This is a genomic window from Alloyangia mangrovi (genome assembly GCF_002300555.2).
Classification (GTDB): Bacteria; Pseudomonadota; Alphaproteobacteria; order Rhodobacterales; family Rhodobacteraceae; genus Salipiger; species Salipiger mangrovi.
This window is the reverse complement of record NZ_NTHN02000057.1, coordinates 1-21,146: the sequence shown is the minus strand read 5'-3', so window position 1 is coordinate 21,146 and position 21,146 is coordinate 1. Positions and strand designations below refer to the sequence as shown.

Genomic DNA, 21,146 nt, shown 5'->3' with positions numbered 1-21,146 from the left:
GTGCCGTGGCGCGGTCGCGACGGCGCTCCACTGACGCCGCGAGAGCGTATTTTCTCCTTGCGGTGAAGATCGTAGCGCATTGATATCCCTTGCATCGCGACCGCCGCCGCTTTCGCACTCCCAAAAGGTCAAGAGCCAGCAGACATGGACTATCTTTCCGCCCTCGCCGCCGCCCATCAGACGCTGACCCCCAAAAGCTACGTGGAGATCGGCTGCCGGGAGGGGCGCAGCCTGACGCTGGCCAATTGCCCCGCCATCGCCATCGATCCCGAGTTCGAGATCCGCATGGGGCTGTCGGCGCCGACCCGCATCTTCAAGCTGCCGAGCGACGACTTCTTCGCCGGGCACGACCTGCGCCACCTGCTCGGCGGGGCGGTCGATCTGGCCTTCGTCGACGGCATGCACCGCGCCGAGTTCGTGCTGCGCGACATCCTCAACCTCGAGCAATACGCCGAGCACAACAGCGTCATCATCGTCGATGACGTGCTGCCCGAAGAGATCGAATGGGCCAGCCGCGAGCGCCAGACCCAGGCCTGGACCGGCGATGTCTACAAGGTGATCCCCTTCCTGCGCCAGGCCCGGCCCGATCTCGAGATCCGCGTCTTCGACGTCGCGATGAAGGGCATGGCGATCATCACCGGCTTCAACCCCGGCGATCGCAGCCTGCAGAAGGACCTGGCCGCGCATGAGGAGGCGCTCTCCGGCCCGCAGCTGGCCTATGACACGATCGCCGCGCTGCGCGAGGCGCTGGCCCCCGAGCCGGTGGAGAATCTGCCCGGCTTCCTCGCCGAGCTGAAGCTGCGCCGCGGCGATCTGCGGCCCATGCCCGTCGCCGGGGCCGCACCCTATCTCGACCTGCTCAAGCGCAGCCTGCTCAACGAGATCTACCTCGATGACGAGCTGCGGCTGCTCTACCTCCGGGACTGCCTGACGGGCAGCGAGAGCTTCGACTACGCGGTGCTGCACGATATCCGCGACGCCCGGGCGGGCGCCTATGCCGAGCTGCAGGCCAGCCGGCGCATCGGGCGCTTCCCCGACCGGCGGATCCAGCGCTCGGGCTTCAGCCATTCGATGATGGGGCGGCTGCGCATGGACAGCCTGCACGCCTGCCTCGACGACCTGCACAGCCGGCGGATCCCCGGCGATCTCGTCGAATGCGGCGTCTGGCGCGGCGGCGGCTGCATCTTCATGGCCGGCTGGCTGAAGGCGCAGGGCGTCACCAACCGGCAGCTGATCGTCGCCGACAGTTTCGAGGGGCTGCCGAAGCCGGAGCACGAGAAGGACCGCGGGCTCGACCTCAGCAAGGACAAGTACCCGCAGCTGGCGGTCTCGCGCGACACGGTGCGCAAGAACTTCGAGGTCTACGGGCTGCTCGACGACAGCCGCCAGCATTTCCTCAAGGGCTGGTTCTGCGACACGCTGGCAGAGGCCCCGACCCGGCAGATCGCCCTGCTGCGGATGGACGGGGATCTCTACGACTCGACCATGGACACGCTGAAGGCGCTCTACGACCGCGTCTCCCCGGGCGGCATCGTCGTCGTCGACGACTACGGCGCCCTGGACATGTGCCGCGCCGCGCTCGAGGACTTCTTCGCCGAACGCGGTGAGCCGGTGCCGCCGCTCACCATCATCGACTGGACCGGCGCCTTCTTCGTCAAGCCGCACTGATCCCCCACCGATCCTACAGACCCCGAGGGCAGAGCATGCGATCCTTCACCACCGCCTTCACCAAACCCATGCTCAAGGGCTACCAGGCCGGCGTCATGGGCTACACCTACAAGGGCGTGCGCTGCCTGAAGAGCCCGATCGACATCGCGATCTACCTGCGGCTGCTCTGGGAGCTGAAGCCGCGGCTGATCCTCGAGGTCGGCTCGCACAGCGGCGGCAGCGCCCTGCTCTTCGCCGACCTGGCCGAGATCATGGGGCTGGAGGCGCGCATCATCTCGGTCGATCTCAATATCCCCGAAGGGGTGCGCGACGACCGGATCACCTTCCTGCAGGGCGACGTGATGAACCTCGGGCCGGTGCTCGAGGCCTGCGGTCTCGACGAAATCCCGCACCCGTGGTTCGTCACCGAGGATTCCGCGCACAGCCACGCCGGCTGCCTGGCGGCGCTGGCCGAGTTCTCGGCCCGCATGCAGCCCGGTGACATCCTCGCGATGGAGGATGGGGTGCTCGACGATCTCGGCATCTCGGAGCGCTACGACGGCGGGCCGAACCGGGCGCTCGGCGAGTATCTCGCGGCGCATCCGGGGGTCTTCGAGATCGCCGAGGATCTCTGCGACATGTTCGGCCCCAACGCGACCTACAATCCGAACGGCTACCTGAGAAAGCTCTGAGCATGCGCCTGTCGATCGTCGTCATCTTCCACGACATGCGGCGCGAGGCGGCGCGCACGCTGCACTCGCTGAGCGCGGCCTACCAGCAGGGCGTCTCCGAGACAGACTACGAGGTCATCGCGGTCGACAACGCCTCCGCCGAGCCGCTGCCCGAGAGCCTGGTGACGGGCGCGGGGCGCAACTTCCGGCTGATCCGGCACGAGACCACCTCCGTCTCGCCGGTCGAGGCGGTGAACCTCGGCGTCGCCGCCGCCCAGGGCGCGGCGGTGGCCATCATCGTCGATGGCGCGCGCATGGCGAGCCCCGGGCTGATCGGCACCAGCCTGCAGGCGCTGTCCCTGGCCGCGCAGCCGGTCATCTACGCGCGCTCCTGGCACCTCGGCCCGGACGTGCAGAACCGCTCGATCCTCGAGGGCTACGACCAGGCCCGGGAAGACGCACTGCTCGCCGAGGCGAACTGGCAGGGCGACGGCTACCGGCTCTTCGACATCTCGACGCTGGCGCAATCCTCGGCCGGAGGCTTCTTCGGCCCGGTGCCCTCGGAGTTCAGCTGGGTGGCGCTCCCCAGGGAGCTCTTCGAGGCGGTCGGGGGCTTTGACGCCCGCTTCACCTCGCCCGGCGGCGGGCTGGTGAACCAGCACTTCCGCAACATCCTTCTGGCACGGCCCGACGTCTGCCTGGTGCAAGTCCTCGGCGAGGGCGTCTTCCACCAGATCCACGGCGGGGTCGCCACGAACGTGCCGATGAAGCAGCATCCCATCGGTCTCTACCGGCAGGAGTACATGGGCATCACCGGCGCGGAGTTCGCCGTGCTGCCGGTGGCGGTGAGCGCCCAGACCCATCTCGGCAGCCTCTCCGAGCCGGCCCGGAGATTCCTGCAGGGCTGACCGGTGGGGGGGCATGCAGACAGGCGGCACGCTGGAGCTGGACGGGCGCCAGAACATGGGCTGACCCTTCTTGCGCTGCGGGCGGCAGAGACGGTTAAGGGGCCTCACCCCGGAACCGGGGTGGTTAAGGACGGATGTGTTCGGTCGCGGAAATAGTTAAGAACGGTCAGGGACAAACTGGGTCGGTTTATTGTCTACCGTTCTTAACCATTGTTACGAATAGGCACGTTTCCATGCGGTTGCGGCGGTGAGCGGAGCGGCTTCCGGATCAGAGGATCAGCTCTACCGGATCCGATCGCCGCTTGGTCAGAAGCTGCCCGAAGGCGCGGGTGGCGGTCACGCCGGTCGAGTGATCATAGAAGCGGGCGGTGGTCTGCGCGGACTTGTGATCCAGCAGGTGCCGGGCCCAGCCCGCGCCATGCTCCATCTCCTCGATCGCCTCTGTCGCGACACAGTCGCGGATACGGTGGATCGGCACGCGCACCCCGAGGCGCTCCTCCGTCGTGTCTCCGAAGACCTGCCCCAGGACGTCTGGCACCAAGGCCTCGCTACTCAGCCGGACGCTTGGAAATAGCGCCGTCCCGCCGCCGAACATCGGTCGGAATCGCTGGCTCCAAAGCTGGACGGCGTCCCACAACACCGGGCTGGCGAGATATGCCTGGTACCGTTCATAGCTTTTCCGATCCTGCCGGAGTTTCAGGTAGCGACCGGCGATATCGATCTTGATGCTGGGGCAGTCCTGGAGGCAGAGACTCGTCGCGAGATCGAGGCTCGCCAGGGCACGCCGCCGCAGCGGTACCGCGGCCGCAAGGGTCAACAAAAGGCCGTTCCGGTAAACTGTCGCGGCCCGCAGGTCATGGCATTCACCCGTCCGAACCTCTGCCATCATGCCTAGGCCGGTCCGATAGATCAGACTCGCGGGTACGATTTGAGAGGGGGATTTTCGGCAGGGCCCCGCGGCGGTGGCGCGCCCTTTCAACTCCTTCAGGACCGTCTGGCAGGCGTGGGACCGACCCCCCGGGGCAAGGATGTGCCGATAGCACATGTGGATTTTGGTGGCCGTGGACAGCACGGCTGTCTCCCAGAGGCCTGAGTCCCTGAGATGCGCGGCGTAGCGGCTCAGCTCTGCCCCGGTGAGTGGCTCCGAAAGATCACCCTCGCGGAACCTCGCCCAACCCGCCAGCGCCTCGGCCATGCCCTGGAGCGTGGACGGGCTCAGACTTGCGCCGGGCGGTTCGCGGCCGCTTTCACACCGCCCGACATGGTCGAGGAAAAGAGCGCGCCATGCGGCGGGCAACCGCTCTGCCGCACCCCGGACGGAGGACCACTCCGACGCTAGGTCTTTCTCCGAGCGGGGCTGAATATTCCGGACATGCCGGGTGACCCGCGCTCCGAAGTCATCGCCGCCGAGCGCCCTCAGCGCATCGCGCAGATGCATGGCCACGGCATAGCCCTGCTGCGCGCCCTTGTCTTCGAAGAGGCCGACGAGGTGAGCATGGAGTTCGGCGTCCGAGGCAAGCCGGCTGCCGAAGGTTTCCCGATAGCCGCGGTAAGCAGAGAGGATCGAGGCTCTGCGCGCCTCCGGATAGTCTGGATGCCGTTCTGTCAGCCGCTCCCATAGGCGCGCTGTTTCGCGATCAAACTTTCGTTTTCTTGCCATCGAGATACCCGATCCATTCCTTCAGCGCGACGGACTCGTCAATGTCGGCGTAATAGTCGATCGTTGTCTGGATGCTCTTGTGCCCCAGAAGTTTCTGGACCGCGGGCAGCTTGTCGGGGTCTTCCTTCAGCCAGATCCAGCCGAGCAGGTGGCGCCAGAGGTGCGGGTTGATCCGCACACCGACCCGCTCATGGACCTCGTCTACCAGCCTGTCTGGCAGGGTTGCGTAATAGCCGCCGAGACGCTGCTGCCCCGCATGGGGCGGTGAGGGGAACAGGTAAGGGTTCTGGGCATCCTCTCGATGGAGCACCTTGGGCCGCAGGGCCGTCAGGTATTGATCCAGCAGTCGGCTCGTCCTGTCGTTCAGCGGGATCAGCAGAGGGCCGTCCTGCTCGCGGCGCGCTTTCACGAACTGGGGCGGGATTTCCAAGGTCGCAAGGCCCTCACGCCACCGGATCCATTCGAGGCGCAGGCCCGCCAGATTTGACCGCCTTGGGGCGCGCGCGAGCATGATATGCGCCGCCAAGGCCAGCATGACCTTCTGCACCAAGGGTACATCGAACGTCTCAGCAGGGCGAGGCAACTCTCCTTGCGCACGCCGATGCGCTTCGCGGCGGTGTTGTACCTGTCGGTTCACGTCCCGCAGGATCCGGTCAGGCATGTCGACGAGTGCCTGAATGCGGGGGTCTGTAAACTTGCGCAGAATCTCCTTGTTCTTCGGGGCAATGCCTTTCCGCTTCCGGCCATACCTCTCTTTCATCGCGCGCAATTTATCCAAGTCTGCTTGCGGGCGCGCCACGAAGTCCTTCGCCAATGTCGTGACAAACGTCATGATAATGCTGGCATAGGCGGACTGCGGGTTTGTCTCGGACCTCCGTGCGAGCAGGCGTTTCGCGATGGCCTCGACAATTTCCGGATCGGTAAGCTCCTCGATGGTCTCGATGTGGAACCCACCCGCTTCGTACATGACCTTCGCACAGGTTGCGCAAAGATCCCGGCGGCTCTGGATTGTGGCAGGGACCCACCGCCGACTGCTCGGGAGAAACCCGGTCGCGGCTCCCCGGGAGAGCTGCTCCTCGGTTGCCATCAGGCTCTGATATGCCTGACTGGCTTTCCAGGCCGCCTTCTTGTCCGACGCTGGCGCCGGGACCTCGGCGGCATCGAGGCGCGCGATGTAGTCCCCCCCAGGCTTCTCCCTGGTTCGAAACCTCTCCTCGGGCCCACGGCACCACGCGCGCGTCAAAGTCCTTTAGAAGGGTGTCGGCGATGCCGGGCGGGACATCGTATTTGATCGAGCGGTTGGGAAAAGCGATCGCGACCGGGGAAAATCCGAAGGCCGCAAAAGCGGGATGATCCGCCATGAGCGAGATGTACTTGGCCGCATCCAATGCACGGCGCCTGGCCCGGTCTTCCGAGAGCTGCTCGGCGTCCAAGCTGAACCGGTAGAAGTCCATCAGCGTGTCGGACGTAACCTCTGCCGGCGTGATTTCCTGCTCGTGCAGGTACCAGAGCAGGGGCGAGCTGCGCCACCGGAACGCAGGCGGGAGTCCGACCTGAACGGTCAGATCGTGAACCTCGCGATAAATCCCGGTCATCTGCAGGATGTAGCGCCCCTTGCGCACAGGTTCCGGCTTGAGCACAGAGAGGACTTCCGAGCGATAGACGGCATAGGTGCCTGACGTCAGCTGGAATGTGGCGGGCTGGTTGGCAGCGAAGAACGCTCTTGCCGCCGCAAGCGACGCCCTGGTCGTTTCCGGCGCCCAGCTTGCCTGCCGGCACATCCATTGCACCCGCCGCGCGATCCGGGCAGCTTTCCTGGCCCGGGCGCTTCCCGGGGGATCAGCCGCATTCAGCCGGTCCACAATATCCTGATAGCTTTCGGTCGAGGTCTCAGGCCCTGCGCGCTCACTCATCGAGCTCAAGCTCCTCGATGGTCGGCCGCGGCTTGATCTGGAATTCAAAGAAGTCCAGCCACTCGCGCTTGACCACCCAGGACTTGCCAAGCTTCGCAGCCTGCAGGTGGATCGTGCCCTCGGGGGTCTTGCAGCCGTGGTTGATCCAATCCCGGATCGTCCGGGGACTGCGCTGGAAGCGGTCTGCAACCGCTTCGACAGTGTGGTATTGAGACATGTGACATCCGCATCGTATCATTTCAGGGATGCGACCTCGCAGAGAGTGCCTCGTGCAGCTGCATTTGAAAGCAGGTGGTCGGGCATATCAGCAGAGCTCGCAGGACCGCGATAAGGCTGCAATCCAAAGCCTGGACCATCGGTTTGGAATGGTCGGTTCTCTGTGAATGATATGCAGGTGACCTTTGAGGCGGTCCGATCTAACGCCGGGGCCCGAGATACGACGAGGTATCGTGTCGCGAGTAAGCTAGCTTGCAGCTGTCGATCTGTCCAGAGGTCATGCCGCGTGGGGTGCTCGAGCCGCCAAACCTCCCAGATTTATAAGTGTTTTCAGTGACGTAACGCTGTTACGGCCGCGATACACATCATGAAACACACGTAAGCCACTGATTTCTAATATATATTATAGTATATGTAACGGTGTAACGTTAAATAATATATATATGTATAAGAGAAGAAGAGTTACATGTTTTTACGTGTATAGTTATATGTTTTGCGCGTTACGGGCGTTACGGCGTTACAATTCTTCAAGATATTGAGAAATAAGTATAATTTTGTAACGAGGCCTATAAGGGTTCCGACCAAAAGCGTTACCGGCACGTGCTGCGTGCCTTGAATCCTTCCAGAATGTGCCATCGCGCACTCGCATTGGCGCTGCGATGGGTCACCTCATCCTGGTCGCGCCCAAGGACCCAGCATTGGGTGTTCACCGGGTCACACGGCATCACAGCGGACATGGTGCAGGGTGTGCCGACCAGATGTCGAGAGGGCCTTTATCTGGGCACCGTCAAAACAGAAGGTCGGCGGCATAGCCTTTCAGAATCCATTCCGGCAGCGCCGGGGCAGCCTGAACTAGGCGGCCATTGGCAAAGACGAGCATCTGCCGTGGCGGAGTGTTGAGACGCGAGTTGTCGAGGACCATGCCCCTGTCCGCACGCAGCACCGCCTGGCGGATCAGCGGTTGCCCGCGCTCATATCGCGCATGGATTTTGTCTTCCGGAACGTCATGTCCGCCTTCCTCGGTGCGGCACCTGACACGTCCCACCGATAATTCCGGGCTGTCGATGCCGACATGCATCACGACGACCAGGTACCCCCGCGCCTGTGCCGCTCCGATGACCTCCAGCTTTGATACATGGGAGAATACGGTCTCGGTGGCGAAGCTGCGGCCCGAGTCCAGCAGCTCTTGCCGGCGCGCTTCGGCCATCCTTGCAGCCTCATAGGAGGCCTTCATCGAGGGATCCCGGAGCTCGTCGCGCTGAATGATATCAGCATTGACGAAAGGTCCCGCGAAGGCGGGAGCGACGCGGGTCTCATACACGGTGGTTTTTCCGGCACCATTCGGGCCGGCCAGCAGCACCAGGCTCGGCCTCAAGCGGCATTGCCTTCCTTGGCGTAGACCAGATTGCCGCCTGCATCGAGGCCGACACCCTGGCCCAGGGCCTGGCGCCGGGCGTGGAAGGTCTCTTCGGCCTCCGAGGGCTGTGCCATCTTCTCAACGAAAGCATCGAGCCAGGCAGCCTCCTCTTCCTCCCCCAATTCCGCCGTGTCGAGCTTGCCTTCGAGGGCCGCGGTGATACGGGCGTGATCGAACCGTCCGGAGCATTCGATTGCCCGGCCGATTTTCAGCCAATGCGAGATCTGACCGGCGACCGACCGGCTCTGCAGGTCTGCCTCGTGGCGGACCAGCGCCATTATGTCATCGCCGAGCTTCACGGACTGTGCCATGCCAACCTCCTGTGCTGAGATAAAGGTAGCAAAATGCCACCCAAAATTCAAGGGATCGCACGGTTCTTGGCGGCGTCAAGATGTCCACCTGTCGCAAGATGAGGAAACTGCAGTAAAGGCCGCTACGCGCCATGGTCGTGCAGTGGTGTTGCGGGTTCACACCGTCAGCGGCGTCGAAATCACACCCGTTCCTCGGACACTAACACGCTAGGAAGTCCGGTGTCGCCAACGGTCTCAAGTCTTGGCCCATTTGTCATCCACAGCCTGTCCTGCAAACAGAAACTCTGCAGCAGCAGCCCGGGACCTGAACTGGATTGCCTCGCTGACCACCAGGCCGGCCGGTTGCCTGCGCCGGTCGCCCCTCCAACAGATGGTTCCCTCCCAGTAGGGCTTGCTCAGCACTTTCCGCGCAGCCGGATCCCGCTCCATTGCTTTCTGGTTTGGACAGAGGACCGAGACGCGTGACCCGGGCAGGAGACGACACCAGCCCCCTGGTTGCTGATGGAGGAGGCCGTGCAGCCGCCCTGACGGATCCCCCATCTGATGCGTGGGGGCCAACTCCAATCGGGCAGTTGCCTCATGCCAGTAGCGTGTGCGCGCCCATATGTGACCGAAGATCTTTCTCCCCAGGCGGTCGAGGTCGAAAGGGGGGGCTACAGGTTGGAGACGCCCCGCCCCTCGTCACGCCCTCGACATTGTCCCACATCGCTTTGGGCAGCCACCTCTGCCCCAGGTTCAGAAGGCGGCGCTCCAGACGCTCCAACGTGCTGCGGAGCAAGCCGGGAAGCTCGAAGAAGAGGACGAGGCCGGCCCATCGGCGTTGGTATCTCTGCTTGCGGATCCGCTCGAGCAAATCCTCCCAGGAAATGCCGATATAGATACGCAGGCATGGTCGGCCCAGGCGCAGGAAGGCATAGCTCCCGGCGGTGCCGTGGGGAAGCCCGCGCCAAGTTTGCTGGTGCAGAGAGAGCTCTATCGGCTCGACGATCTCGACAAGATCGCGGGCCTCGCCGAGTTGAGAGGGAGAAACGCTTCCCTTCCCGACCAAGAGAGATTGGTCGGGGCAAAGTAAATTGTAGTGCATGTTCATCGGTTACTTGGAGTCCCGATCTGGCTCAGCCAGGGGCGCAACTCTGCAGCATCCATTTCACGCCGGACGAGCAACTCCTCGGCAAGGCGTTCGAGCAGAGTTTGGTGAGGTTTCAAAAGAGCGCTGGCCATTTGTTCGAATTCCTCGAGCCTGACGCGCACACGACCCCAGTACTTCTCGGAGATCCGCGACATATCAGGTTCTCCGAGCCAGGCAGGGCCGTGAATTCCAAGGCCGGCTTGTCTGTCGAAAAACAGCTGCAAACGCGTGGCGCGCTCGAGATCACTGCCCGGACCACCGCCGCTGCCGGCACTGACACTCCCGAGTACAAGGCGCTCGGCGGCACGGCCCGCCATGTGCATCATCATTTCACGCGTGAAGTCTTCAAGCGTCCCCTCCCCAATTGCAGACCGTCGCATCGTCCGTCCGTCTTCCGGCCCGATCACGATGCGGTCGACGGATGCCGTGCCCAGCAACATCGCCGCGACCAAGGCATGCCCGGCCTCGTGGGTAGCGATCCGCCGCTCGACGACGGGGTTCTCCAGCCGCCCGGCACCCAGTTGCGTCGCGAGATAGTCGGCGGTGAACCTGGCTCCCTCGCGACGGGCTGCGGCCTTCGCCGCGCGCAACGTAGCGTCGATCTGGGCCGGCGTCTGGCCGGCACAGCGGCGCGCCAGCGGCGTCAGATCCCCAGCTTCGGGAAGCTCTCTCTGTAGCATGTGAGCGATCTGCTCCAGGGGCGGCCGTCCCAGCTCGACAACCTGATCAAACCGGCCTGGACGGACGATCGCAGGATCGAGCGTGTTCACAGCGTTGCATGCCCCGATCAGAATGGTGCCGTCGAGGGCAAGGTGCTTGTCGATCTCCCGAAGCAGCGTGTTGATCACTTGGCGGCGGTAATTGCTGTTGCGCTCACTATCTTTGGAATCCCTGGCACCAAATGAGTCAATCTCGTCAATAAAGACGATGCAGGGGCGCAGGGCCGCAGCCTGTGTGAAGGATTTGAGCATGGCCCCGAGCATGTCCCCGAGATGACCTTTCGATTGCCATTCGCCGGCACTCACAATGATGATCGCCACGTCCGCTGACTGTGCGATGGCCTGCGCGAGCACGGTCTTGCCAGTGCCTGGTTCGCCGTAGAACAGTAATGATCGGGGTATCTCCGACCAGCGCGCCGTACCATCCTTACAGGCCTGAATATCAGCAACGAGGGCTGCCGCCACGAGATGCGCGGCAGAGGTCCCACCGATTTCTTCAAGCGCGAGGACTTCCTTGCGCACCGGACGATCGGGCAGCGCCAGCTTCTTCAGCTTGCGTGCAGCGTCGCGTGCTGAAGGAGCGCGCAGGGCCATCATCAAAGATGGATAGTCAAGTTGCGCGCAACTCGTGTCGTCTGGAAGATAGCGCGCGACGGCCATGCGTTCGGCTGCATCGGACAGATTGTAAAGTGCGGAGATGAGCGCCAGCATGATGCCGCGATCAACGGCGGCAAGGCGCTGCGGCGCGGGCAGGGCACGCCGCAGATTTTCGGATAGCTGCAACCCATCCGGCATAAGGATGAGTATCGGCGCGGGAAAGGGCAGGGCCTCGCGAATCCTGTCCTCGAAGCCGGCCCGCGCGGACTCGGAGATGTAGCCGGAGCCTTGGGGCTGCGGCATGCAGAGCTGTAAAACGCGTTCGGTTGGGCGTAATGGGCTCCGGGTATAGATGCGCACGTCAGGTGGCATGAGATTATGCTTCAGGATATGTTCCAGCCCGCGCAATTCGCGCGGCCCCATGCCGCTCAGAAGCGTAACGGCTCCAGGCTGAAGACCCTTGGCCTGAAAGGCATCCGCCGAGCCCCAGGTGGCGGCCCAGCGGATCGACATGAGATGACGACCCGGATGCCCGGCTATGTCGTCATGGGACAAGGCCTCTGACGTCTGTTCGTCAGCATCGACGTCGTAGAACATCTCCGAGGAAGCAGGGGAGGCCCCTCCGTGGAGGGAGCCGCTGATCAAGGCCTGGGCGAAGGGCAGCCAAGCTGGTGAAAGGTCATCTGTGGAAGGGTATTGAGTCACGTTTCGCTCCTTGAGAAGAGCGCGCCATAGCCGGGAGGCCTAAGGGTTTGAAGCCCCCTAAATTAGGCTTATCTATATGAAAAATTTGGTTATTTCCTTTTCGCATACATGTGGAAGCCCACATGCGATCGCGTCTCGCAACCATGGTGCAATACCGGTCCTTGTGCCATTGGCCCAGCGACGCCGCAGGCAGAAACGGGCGTTGCAAGATGAAGGTCAGGCAGAAGGATTTTCGCAGTCCATCGGCATGGCCATGACTTTGCGTCACCTATCTGTGGCTCCTCATGAGGTTGTTCACCGCCGAGAGCGGAGAGAGGTCGTCGAGGGCTGAGTGTGGTCCTGATCGCGCCATAGCCCACGGGCTCACGAATGTTTTTGGCGAGGATGATCATTTGGGGAAGGCTATCGCGGCACATTGCGCTCCTTGACGGTCGCACGCCTTACCCGGGATGCGCCATAGTGAATCCCCTTTGAGAAGTGGCGGAAGGATTTTCGCATTTCGCGCACCGGCGGGCTGCGCGTCGCGGAGTCTGATGCCGAACCGCATCGGTCACAACGCTATCCCTGAGCGCACCCCTGGAGTCAAAAGGTATCAAATTCATCCACCTTATGCCGTTTCGGGTATCATCGGATACCGCCGCGAGCATTGCAGGAGAGGGGCTCTTCAGGCGACTACGCCCCCCCTGAGGACCGTCGGCGCTTGGGCATCCTGCTCTTTTCCCTGCGCGCCGCGATGCCAGGGAGGAAGGACGACCCATGACTGCATCCAATACCGACGCACCCGCCGGGGCGCGCGAGACGATCAACTTCAAGATGATGGCCCTCGGGCCGATCGCCGGGCTGTTGCTCGCGCTGGTCCTGCCCGAGAGCCTCTCGATGCCGGGACGGCTGGCGGCGGGCTCGGCGCTGTGGATGGCGATCTGGTGGATGACCGAGGCGGTGCCGATCCCGGTGACCTCGCTGCTGCCGCTGGTGCTGTTCCCGCTGTTCGGCGTCGGCAGCTTCGCGGCCATGGCCGCCCCCTATGCGAACTCCGTGGTCTTCCTCGTGCTCGGCGGCGTGGTTCTGGGGCTCGCGACGGAGCGCAGCAACCTGCACCGCCGCATCGCCCTGCGCACCATCCAGGCGGTCGGCACCCGGCCCGACCAGATCGTGCTCGGCATGATGATCGCCTCGGCTTTCATCTCGGCGTGGATTTCCAACACCGCGACCGCGGTGATCATGGTGCCGATCGGGGTCTCGATCCTGCATCTCGTGCGCGATCTCGCCAAGGAGCAGGGGCTCGAGACCCGCGACAGGAATTTCTCGGCCGCGGTCATGCTGGGCATCGCCTATGGCGTCACCATGGGCTCGATCGCCACGCTGATCGGCCAGCCGCCGACCGCGCTGATGAAGGCCTATCTGCTCGAGCAGCAGGGCTATGACATGGGCTTCGCGCAATGGATGCTGATCGGCGTGCCCTTCGCAGCGATCATGCTGGTGATCGGCTGGGTGCTGCTGACCAAGGTGATCTACCGCTCGGAGCTGCGCGAGCTGCCCGGCGGGGCGGCGCTGATCCGCAGCGAGATCGCGGCGCTCGGCCCGATGAGCAAGGCGGAATCGCGCGTCGCGCTGATCTTCCTCGGGGCGATCTTCTTCTGGGTCGCGGTGCCGCTGCTGGCCAAGATCTCTGTCATCGACGCCGCGCTGCCCTTCCTGTCGGGGATCTCCTCGAGCCAGGTGGCGATCGCGGCGGCGCTGGCCTGCTTCCTCGTCTCCTCGGGCGAGCGCGAGGCCTCCGGCCGGCCTGTCGCGCTGCTGACCTGGGACGCCTCGCGCGACATTCCCTGGGGGCTGCTGCTGCTCTTCGGCGGCGGGCTGAGCCTCTCGGCGGCCTTCACCGCCACCGGCCTGTCGGTCTGGGTCGGCAACCAGGTTGCCGCCTTCGGGGACATGCCGCCGCTGGTGGTGCTGCTGGTGGCCGCCGTGGTCGGGCTCGGCCTGACCGAGCTGACCAGCAACACCGCGACCGCCGCCGCCTTCTTCCCGATCATGGGCTCGGTGGCGACCGGCGTCGGGATCGACCCGCTGGTCATGACCGCGGTGATGACGCTGGCGGTCTGCTCGGCCTACATGCTGCCGGTCGCGACACCGTCGAACGCCGTGGCCTTCGGCTCGGGCGAGGTCTCGATCAAGCAGATGGTGCGGGCCGGGGTCTGGCTCAACGTGATCTCGCTGCTGGTCATCTTCGGGATCATCGAAACCCTCGTACCGCTCGTGCTGGCCCGCTGATCTGCCCCGGTCCTGGCCCCATCGCCGCTCCGGCGGGCGGGGCCAGGGCTTTCCTCCCCGACTTCCTCCTCCCAGCGGCCCGCGGCCGCAGACGCTCCCAACCATGAGGTCCCCATGACAGTCTCGCCCGCTTCGCCCCAGGAGACCGCGGCAGGCCGCGATCTCTGCCGGGCCACGGCCATCCGGCGGATCAGCGCCCGCATCATCGAGGCGCCGACCACCCGGCAGCACAAGCTGTCCAACACCTCGGTGCGCCACCAGGGCTACATCTTCGTGACCGTCGAGCTGGAAAACGGCGTCACCGGCTTCGGCGAGGGCTCGACCCTCGGCGGGCCGCGATGGGCCGAGGAGAGCGTCGAGGCGATGAAGGCCAATATCGACGCCTATCTCGCCCCGGCGCTGATCGGCCATCCCGCCTGTCTTGCCGAGGCCGCGAGCCTGCAGATGGAGCGCGCCGCCAAGCGCAACTACACCGCGAAATCGGCCATCGACATGGCGCTGCTCGACGCCACGGGCAAGACGCTGGAGGTGCCGGCGCATGTGCTGCTCGGCGGCGCGGTGCGGACCTCCTTCGAGGCGGTCTGGGCGCTGGCCTCCGGCGATGCGGCGCAGGAGGTCGAGGAGGCGCTGGAGATGATCCGGCGCGGCTGGTTCCGGCGCTTCAAGATCAAGCTCGGCTTTGCCGATCCGCAGACCGACCTGGCGCGGCTCGCGGCGCTGCAGGCGGCGCTGCCCGCGGGCACGCCGCTGGTCGCCGACGTCAACCAGGCCTGGAGCGAGGCCGAGTGCATCCGCCACCTCCCGGCGCTGCGCGATCTCGGGGTCAGCCTGATCGAGCAGCCGATCGCCGCGGGACAGACCGCCGCCTCGGCGCGCATCGCCGCCCGTTCCGAGGTGCCGGTGATGATGGACGAGAGCGTCTCGACCCTGGCCGAGGCGGCGCGCGAGAGCGCCGCGGCGACCGGCTCGGTGCTCTCGCTCAAGCTCTGCAAGCACGGCAGCGCGCACACCCTCAAGCGGGTGGCCGGCATCGCCGCCGCGCAGGGCGTGCAGCTCTACGGCGGCTGCCTGCTGGAAAGCTCGATCGGCGCCGCCGGGCACCTGCAGGCCTTCGCGACTCTGCCGCGCCTGGAATGGGGCACCGAGCAGTTCGGCCCGAAGATCCTGGTCGAGGACCTGGTGACAGAGGGGCTGCGCTACGCGGACTTCCAGGTGCATCTGCCGCAGGGGCCCGGGCTCGGCATCACGCCGAACCCCGAAGTCATCGACAAATACGCAAGGAAGGAGTGAGCCGATGGGCGAGACCGATCTTCATCCCCGCCTCGCCGCCATGGCCGAAGCGCTTGCCGGGCGCGCGCATCTCGGCCGGCTCGGGGCGCTGTTCTCGGAGACCGTGCTGCTCGAGGTGGGCGGCGCGGAATACTACCTGGTGTTCCACCGCGGCCGGATCGAGGAGATCCGCCCCGGCCCCTCGCGCAAGATCCCCTGGCGCTTTGCCCTGCGCGTCGACCGCGAGGCGCTGCTGAAATTCTGGGAGCCGGTGCCCGAGGCGGGCTTTCACGACATCTTCGGCTTCGTGAAGACCGGCCGCGGCAGCATCGAGGGCGACATCCTCGCACTGGTCAAGAACCTGCGCTTCTTCAAGGAATTCATGGCCCTCGGCCGGGAGGTCTGCGCATGAGCCGCATCGAGCCCATCATCGGACGCTATGTGACGATCGAGGTCGGGGGGGCGCCCGCACCGGGTCTATTTCGAGGAAGCCGGGCAGGGACGCCCGGTGATCTGCTTCCACACCGCCGGCGCCGACACGCGGCAGTGGCGGCACATCATGAACGATGCCGAGATCACGGCAGGGCACCGGATCATCGCCGTCGACATGCCCTGGCACGGTAAGTCGCTGCCGCCCGAGGGCTGGCAGACCGAGGAATACCTGCTCACCACCGAAGCCTACATCGAGGTCGTGCTGGCCATGGTCGCGGCGCTCGAGCTGGAAAACCCGGTCTATGCCGGCTGCTCCATGGGCGGGCGGATCGCGCTGCAGCTGGCGCTGCGCCATCCCGAGCCGTTCCGCGGCTTCATCGCCATCGAGGCTTCTGACTTCCAGCCCGCCTGGTACGACATCGACTGGTTCCACCGCCCCGACGCGCATGGCGGCGAGATGGGCGCGGCGCTGGTCTCGGCCAATATCGCGCCGCAGGGCCCGGAGGCCGAGCGCTGGAACACCCAGTGGATGTTCATGCAATCGGGCCCCGGCGTGTTCCGCGGCGACCTGAGCTTCTACACCCGCGACGACAGCCTGGTCGGCCGGCTCGGCGAGATCGACACCTCGGCGCGTCCGCTGCACATCATGGTCGGCGAGTACGACATGACCTGCACGCCCGAGGATGCCGAGCGCACCGCCCGGGCCATTCCCGGGGCCACGCTTGCCCTCATGCCCGGCATCGGCCATTTTCCGATGAGCGAGAACCCCGCGGCGTTCCGGCCGCATTTCATCGCGGCGCTGGCGCGCATGGGCTAGCTGGGGCAGGGCGCGGCAGGAGAGGCGATGGAGCTGAAACGGCTGAGATATTTCCTCGCGGTGGCCGAGGAATTGCACTTCGGCCGCGCCGCCGCCCGGCTCGACATGGCGCAGCCGCCGCTCAGCCGCCAGATCGCCGCGCTCGAGACGGATCTCGGCGCCAAGCTCTTCGACCGCTCGCGCAGCCAGATCCGCCTCACCCCGGCGGGCGAGCTGTTCCTCGAGCGGGCGCGCGACCTGGTCGAGCGGCTCGACAGCGCCTTTCGCGAGACCCGGCTCATCGGCGAGGGCGGCGCGGGGCGGCTGCGGGTGGGCTTTGTCGGCTCGGCCACGCACGGGCCGCTGCCGGAGGTGATCAAGGCCTACCGCGCGCAATATCCCGGGGTCGACCTGATGCTGTCGGCGATGAACAACGCCGAGCTCGAGCGCGCGCTGGCGCAGCAGGATCTCGACATCGCCGTGGCGCGCCCGGCGCTGAAGGGCGAGGAACTGCGCACGCTCCGGCTGGTCGAGGAGGCGCTGGTCCTGGCCGTGCCGGAAAGCGCGCCTCTGGCCGCGCGCGGCGCCGCGATCCCGCTGCCCGAGGTCGAGGCAGAGACCTTCGTGCTCTACCCGCACCGGCCGCGGCCGAGCTTTGCCGATGACGTGCTGCGCTGCTGCGAGATGAACGGCTTCATCCCCCGCGACCAGGTCTTCGCGCAGGACTACCAGACCGCCATCTCCCTGGTCTCGGTCGGGGTGGGCCTGTGCATGGTGCCCGAGAGCGTCAGCCGCGTCAGCCGCCCCGGCGTCGTCTTCCGCCGCTTCGACGGGCCCAACCCCGGCACCCGGCTGACGATCTGCGCGCGGCGGGACAACCGGCTGGCGCATGTGACCAATTTCTTCACCGTCACGCAAAGGCTGCTCCGGCAGGGTAGTTGAGCTGCGGGACGTGGCGCATCCCTGGGCTTTGCGCTGACCCCCGAGGCGGGGTCGAACGCCGGGCTGGCCAATGTGGCGTCCCGCAGGGAAGAGAGTTCCTCAAACGGGCGGCTTCAAGAATGCCAGGGCCCGGCCTTCCGGCCGGGCCCTGCTGGTCGTGCTTGCGGGAGCGAACCCGTTCAGACCCAGTAGTTGGGCACGCCGTAATAGTCGTGCGTGCGGGCCTCCCAGTCGCGGTCGCGGTGCCAGTCATCCCGGCGCTCCGGCGCCCCTTCCAGCTGCTCGGACGTGATGTCGGTCACATAGCCGCCACGGCTGGTGTCGTAGCTCAGCTTGGCCCAAGGGATCGGGTGGTGGTCTTCACCGATCCCAAGAAAGCCCCCGAAGCCCATCACCGCATAGGCCACCTTGCCGGTCGCCTTGTCGATGGTGAGGTGGTCGATCGTGCCGACATGCTCGCCGGAGCGGGAATAGACCGCCGTGCCATTGACCTTGTCGGACGAAATCATTGTCGAGTTCTCATGCATCGGACATCTCCTCCTGATGTGCCAATAAAACGGGCAGGCAGGGGGCAATGTTCCGGCGCAAACCGGGGCGGACGGCGGGCGAGAGCGCCTTTCCGCCGAGGCGGCGCGCCGGGCAGGGGCGGGGGGCTCTTGCCCGCCTTCATGAGGCCCGGCTCGTGCGCGGATGACGCTCAGATCAGGCCCACGCGTGGTCCCTCAGCGCGCCCGGGTTGCGAAGCGTGATGCTGCCGTAGCTGGTCTCGATCCAGCCCCGCGCCTCGAAAGTCCGGAGAACCGAGTTCGCGGTGTGCCGCGAGGTGTTCGCCATCTCGCTGAGCTCCGCCTGGGTGACCCTGCAGGAGGTGCCCGCGCGGGCGTCCCCCGGGCTGACCTCGAAGAGGCGCAGCAGGACGGCGGCGACGCGGGCATCGGTCTTGCGGATCAGCAGCTCGGACACGACGCGCGACATGATCACCTGGTTGTACTCGGACAGCGACATGAGCTCGCGCTCGGCGCCGGCGGCAGCCTGGACGATCTGGTTGAGCGCGGAACCGGGCAAGGAGAGCACCGCCGAGGGCTCCATGGCCTGGAAGCTCAGGTAGCGCGGCCGACCGCTGACGACCGGCCCCTGCCCGAACCAGGCACCTTCGCGGAAGATGTGGCCGAGGACGATCCCGGCGGAGTCGCTCATGGCATAGGTGCCGAAGCTGCCCGCCACGACCCCGTAGATGCCGCCCGCGTCGTCACCGCCGTGATGCACGTAATCGCCCTGGGCGTAGTGCCGCAGCCGCGCCCGCTCCCGGACGGCGGCGCGGAAGGCGTCGCTGCGTTCTCCGAGCCACCCGAGGGTGGCAATGTCCCAAGTTCTGTCCTCGAGCGCATCACCCAGCATGAAATTCCCCAATCGTGATCGCGAATGTTGGATTTTGAACAATTGCCGCAGCGGAATGCAATATGGAGCCCGACGCGCAGGGACGTTTGCTGCCGGCAGAACGGCACCAGCCGTGCTGTCCGGGGGCCGCTCGCGCCGCCCGGACCCGTATCGTTAAAGAGTTTAGGACTATCCTGATGAAGAATTTGGAAAGAAAAGCGAAAGACCTCAGGGCCATCATCCTGGTCATCTTCGCGGTCTGGGGCCTGGTTCTCGTCGCCATCGCAGCGGCGCTGGTCTCGATCTTCATGAGATAGCGCGGGATGCAGGCTGGCTATGTCCGGTGCTTGCGCGGGCAGGTGCGGGTGAGTGACGACGACACGACCAGCGTATAGCTCGACGTCAACTGGAGCCAAATCGTTTCACCAAGGGCCCTGCACGACCCCTCTGAAAGACTTGGTCAGGGGACTTCGGTGAGACCGTTTAGCGGCCTTGCTCATGTGCTGGTTCATCTATTCAGGAATGGAGCCTCCGGGACACCGGAGGCGGCTCGGAACCATATCTGCAGAGGTCTTCGATGGCCGATTATCGACCCTCAAGAACCCAGCTTGTGACACATGTTTTCGGCACCTTTTGAATAGTGTTGATAGGGCGACAACATTTAGACAGAATCGTGTTCACCTCTCTCCGAAGGTGATACATATTCTGAGCCGCTCATACGTATTTCTCGTAAGATGCGCACAATTTCACATCCATTCTATTTCATGAATTTGAGGAATTTAAGATGTCTACGGCATCCGTAACTTGGCAGCTGACAGCCGGTGATGTGTCAGTCCTCGTCACTGCAACAGACGACGGCTCTGGAAATATTACCTTTAAATACGAACTCGTTGGCGGCATTGCCGATCTGAATGGGTTCTTTATCGACATCGACAATGATGGAGGTGTCTTCCGCAGTCTCGGCGGTGGCAACAACATGAATGGCAGTGACAGCGATGGCGATAAGCTCGACGGCTTTGATTTTGCTGCCCAAATCGGAACCGTTGGGGGGGAATGATGCAGATACAACCTGCGGAACGATAAGCTACACGCTGGCGCAGCTCGGGGTGGATAACCTGGAGGATCTGGCGGACGCCGAGATCGGCATCCGCGCAACCAGCGTCGGTGAGGATCGCGAGGGCAGCCTCAAGCTTGCGGACACTGGAGAGTACCAGCCTCCGTGCGAAGAACCGTCAGACGATTTCCCTGAATGGTCCCAGAATATCTCGAACCTGACCCTGATCTTCAACCAGACTGCCGGAGACACGAAACCGAAGTCCGAGCTGGACGGTTACTACACGGTCAAAATTGATGTTCCCGAAGAGCTAGGCGATGATCCGGACGCGTATATCGAAGATCTTCTCTCGGCCCTGATTTCTCACGATCCAAACTTGGACAGCGATGCTGACCTCATGGGGATCGTCATCAAGGGCGGACTAGCGACGACACAATACTTTGCCTACGGTGATTACAACTCCAACGGAACGGCACCGGACCCGCTGCCAGAAGGTATCGGATTTTCACTTCCTGGAGACAAAGGGAATGTCGAACCGATCAATAATATCGACACGGGTTATGTCCTGAGCCTGTCTGGAGATGACTTCCTTTTCGCGTGAGCAGGCCGCGCTCAGGCGAACACCGGAAACTACCATGCGAAACTCGACGTTGCGGGTTTCGCATGTTTCCCTTCAGCCGCGCTTAGCGGCCATTTTTGTCAGACGACAAAAATCGATTTGGGACAGATCCAACCTCGGGAGGAGGAAGGGCCGCCGACACTGGTGTGTTGTGTGTGTCTGTGTGTGCCTGTTTGTGAACTCAAGGGGCGTTGCGACAGGGTCCGCTATCTCAGTTTCACCATTTCTTGTCTGATGGCTTCGTTGGCGTGCGCCATCCGAGGCATTTGCGGGGTGTCGCATTCAGTCTCTCGCTGATCTCCTTCATCTGGGGCCTCGAAAGCGATGCGAGAGACGTATCGCGGGGCAGGACGCGGCGGGCCCGTCCGTTCAGGTTTTCCACCGAGCCCTTCTGCCAGGGTGCCTGCGGGTCGCAGAATCAGGCAGTTGTCCCGATGCCGGCCTCGAGCTTTCGCCAGTCGCGAAACTCGAACCCACGGTCGAAGGTGATCGA

The 21,146-nt window shown here is 64.4% G+C and carries 18 protein-coding genes and 2 pseudogenes; 11 read left to right on the top strand and 9 right to left on the bottom strand.

All coding sequences use genetic code 11. From position 1 onward, the window contains the following. Positions 1–144 precede the first annotated feature (144 nt). The 3 genes from CLG85_RS22430 to CLG85_RS22420 are packed head-to-tail and all read left to right on the top strand — an operon-like array spanning position 145 to position 3,226. A complete protein-coding gene (locus CLG85_RS22430) occupies positions 145–1,668 on the top strand; it encodes a class I SAM-dependent methyltransferase (RefSeq protein ID WP_095881557.1) in 1,524 nt (507 codons plus the stop codon). A 35-nt stretch (positions 1,669–1,703) separates the two neighbouring features. Then, positions 1,704–2,339, top strand: a complete 636-nt coding sequence (locus tag CLG85_RS22425; protein WP_095881556.1) for a CmcI family methyltransferase — start codon at positions 1,704–1,706, stop codon at positions 2,337–2,339. 2 nt (positions 2,340–2,341) lie between these two features. Then, positions 2,342–3,226, top strand: coding sequence for a glycosyltransferase family 2 protein (locus tag CLG85_RS22420; protein WP_095881555.1), 885 nt, complete (start codon positions 2,342–2,344; stop codon positions 3,224–3,226). A gap of 268 nt (positions 3,227–3,494) precedes the next feature. Here CLG85_RS22420 and CLG85_RS22415 read toward each other — a convergent pair whose 3' ends face one another. The 6 genes from CLG85_RS22415 to CLG85_RS22390 form a co-directional block, all read right to left on the bottom strand. After that, on the bottom strand, positions 3,495–4,886 hold the full coding sequence (locus CLG85_RS22415) for a site-specific integrase (protein ID WP_095881554.1): 1,392 nt from the start codon (positions 4,884–4,886) through the stop codon (positions 3,495–3,497). After that, positions 4,864–5,853, bottom strand: a complete 990-nt coding sequence (locus tag CLG85_RS22410) for a tyrosine-type recombinase/integrase (RefSeq protein WP_260350058.1) — start codon at positions 5,851–5,853, stop codon at positions 4,864–4,866. Before CLG85_RS22410 ends, CLG85_RS22415 begins: the two co-directional genes overlap by 23 nt. A 938-nt stretch (positions 5,854–6,791) precedes the next feature. Beyond that, on the bottom strand, positions 6,792–7,016 hold the full coding sequence (locus CLG85_RS22405; protein ID WP_095881552.1) for a helix-turn-helix domain-containing protein: 225 nt from the start codon (positions 7,014–7,016) through the stop codon (positions 6,792–6,794). A gap of 786 nt (positions 7,017–7,802) precedes the next feature. Beyond that, complete coding sequence (locus tag CLG85_RS22400; protein WP_235865346.1) at positions 7,803–8,375, bottom strand: ATPase; 573 nt, start codon at positions 8,373–8,375, stop codon at positions 7,803–7,805. 11 nt (positions 8,376–8,386) lie between these two features. Beyond that, positions 8,387–8,743 (bottom strand): TA system antitoxin ParD family protein, encoded by a 357-nt coding sequence (locus CLG85_RS22395; protein WP_095881550.1) that lies wholly within the window; start codon positions 8,741–8,743, stop codon positions 8,387–8,389. A gap of 1,086 nt (positions 8,744–9,829) precedes the next feature. Beyond that, the gene (locus CLG85_RS22390) at positions 9,830–11,785 is read right to left on the bottom strand and encodes an AAA family ATPase (protein ID WP_095881547.1); all 1,956 of its coding nucleotides are present in this window, start codon (positions 11,783–11,785) and stop codon (positions 9,830–9,832) included. 864 nt (positions 11,786–12,649) lie between these two features. On the opposite strand from CLG85_RS22390, the gene CLG85_RS22385 reads away from it, so the two are divergent. From CLG85_RS22385 to CLG85_RS22365, 5 genes and pseudogenes are all read left to right on the top strand, one after another. Further along, positions 12,650–14,164, top strand: a complete 1,515-nt coding sequence (locus CLG85_RS22385) for an SLC13 family permease (protein WP_260350055.1) — start codon at positions 12,650–12,652, stop codon at positions 14,162–14,164. A gap of 114 nt (positions 14,165–14,278) precedes the next feature. After that, positions 14,279–15,454 carry a muconate/chloromuconate family cycloisomerase gene (locus tag CLG85_RS22380; RefSeq protein WP_260350054.1) on the top strand — a complete coding sequence of 392 codons (1,176 nt, stop codon included), beginning with the start codon at positions 14,279–14,281 and terminating at the stop codon, positions 15,452–15,454. Positions 15,455–15,458: 4 nt separating this feature from the next. After that, positions 15,459–15,845 carry a hypothetical protein gene (locus CLG85_RS22375; RefSeq protein WP_224849599.1) on the top strand — a complete coding sequence of 129 codons (387 nt, stop codon included), beginning with the start codon at positions 15,459–15,461 and terminating at the stop codon, positions 15,843–15,845. Next, positions 15,842–16,682: pseudogene (locus CLG85_RS22370) on the top strand (alpha/beta fold hydrolase). Before CLG85_RS22375 ends, CLG85_RS22370 begins: the two are co-directional and overlap by 4 nt. A 27-nt stretch (positions 16,683–16,709) precedes the next feature. Continuing rightward, positions 16,710–17,603: a LysR substrate-binding domain-containing protein gene (locus CLG85_RS22365; RefSeq protein ID WP_260350053.1), complete on the top strand. Its 894-nt coding sequence runs from the start codon at positions 16,710–16,712 to the stop codon at positions 17,601–17,603. 179 nt (positions 17,604–17,782) lie between these two features. On the opposite strand, the gene CLG85_RS22360 is transcribed toward CLG85_RS22365, so the two are convergent. Together CLG85_RS22360 and CLG85_RS22355 are read right to left on the bottom strand one after the other, a co-directional pair. Then, positions 17,783–18,130 (bottom strand): PRC-barrel domain-containing protein, encoded by a 348-nt coding sequence (locus CLG85_RS22360; protein WP_235865425.1) that lies wholly within the window; start codon positions 18,128–18,130, stop codon positions 17,783–17,785. A gap of 175 nt (positions 18,131–18,305) precedes the next feature. Further along, positions 18,306–19,001: a Crp/Fnr family transcriptional regulator gene (locus CLG85_RS22355; RefSeq protein WP_095882767.1), complete on the bottom strand. Its 696-nt coding sequence runs from the start codon at positions 18,999–19,001 to the stop codon at positions 18,306–18,308. A 62-nt stretch (positions 19,002–19,063) separates the two neighbouring features. On the opposite strand from CLG85_RS22355, the gene CLG85_RS22350 reads away from it, so the two are divergent. The 3 genes from CLG85_RS22350 to CLG85_RS22340 all read left to right on the top strand — a co-directional run bounded on the left by CLG85_RS22350 (position 19,064) and on the right by CLG85_RS22340 (position 20,635). After that, the gene (locus CLG85_RS22350; RefSeq protein WP_095882768.1) at positions 19,064–19,297 is read left to right on the top strand and encodes a hypothetical protein; all 234 of its coding nucleotides are present in this window, start codon (positions 19,064–19,066) and stop codon (positions 19,295–19,297) included. A 467-nt stretch (positions 19,298–19,764) separates the two neighbouring features. Beyond that, positions 19,765–20,037 carry a hypothetical protein gene (locus tag CLG85_RS22345; protein WP_260350051.1) on the top strand — a complete coding sequence of 91 codons (273 nt, stop codon included), beginning with the start codon at positions 19,765–19,767 and terminating at the stop codon, positions 20,035–20,037. Then, positions 19,961–20,635, top strand: coding sequence for a hypothetical protein (locus CLG85_RS22340; protein WP_260350049.1), 675 nt, complete (start codon positions 19,961–19,963; stop codon positions 20,633–20,635). Before CLG85_RS22345 ends, CLG85_RS22340 begins: the two co-directional genes overlap by 77 nt. Before the next feature lie 224 nt (positions 20,636–20,859). On the opposite strand, the pseudogene CLG85_RS28030 reads toward CLG85_RS22340, so the two are convergent. Next, positions 20,860–21,146 (bottom strand): annotated as a pseudogene (locus CLG85_RS28030) (IS30 family transposase); the annotation flags it as partial.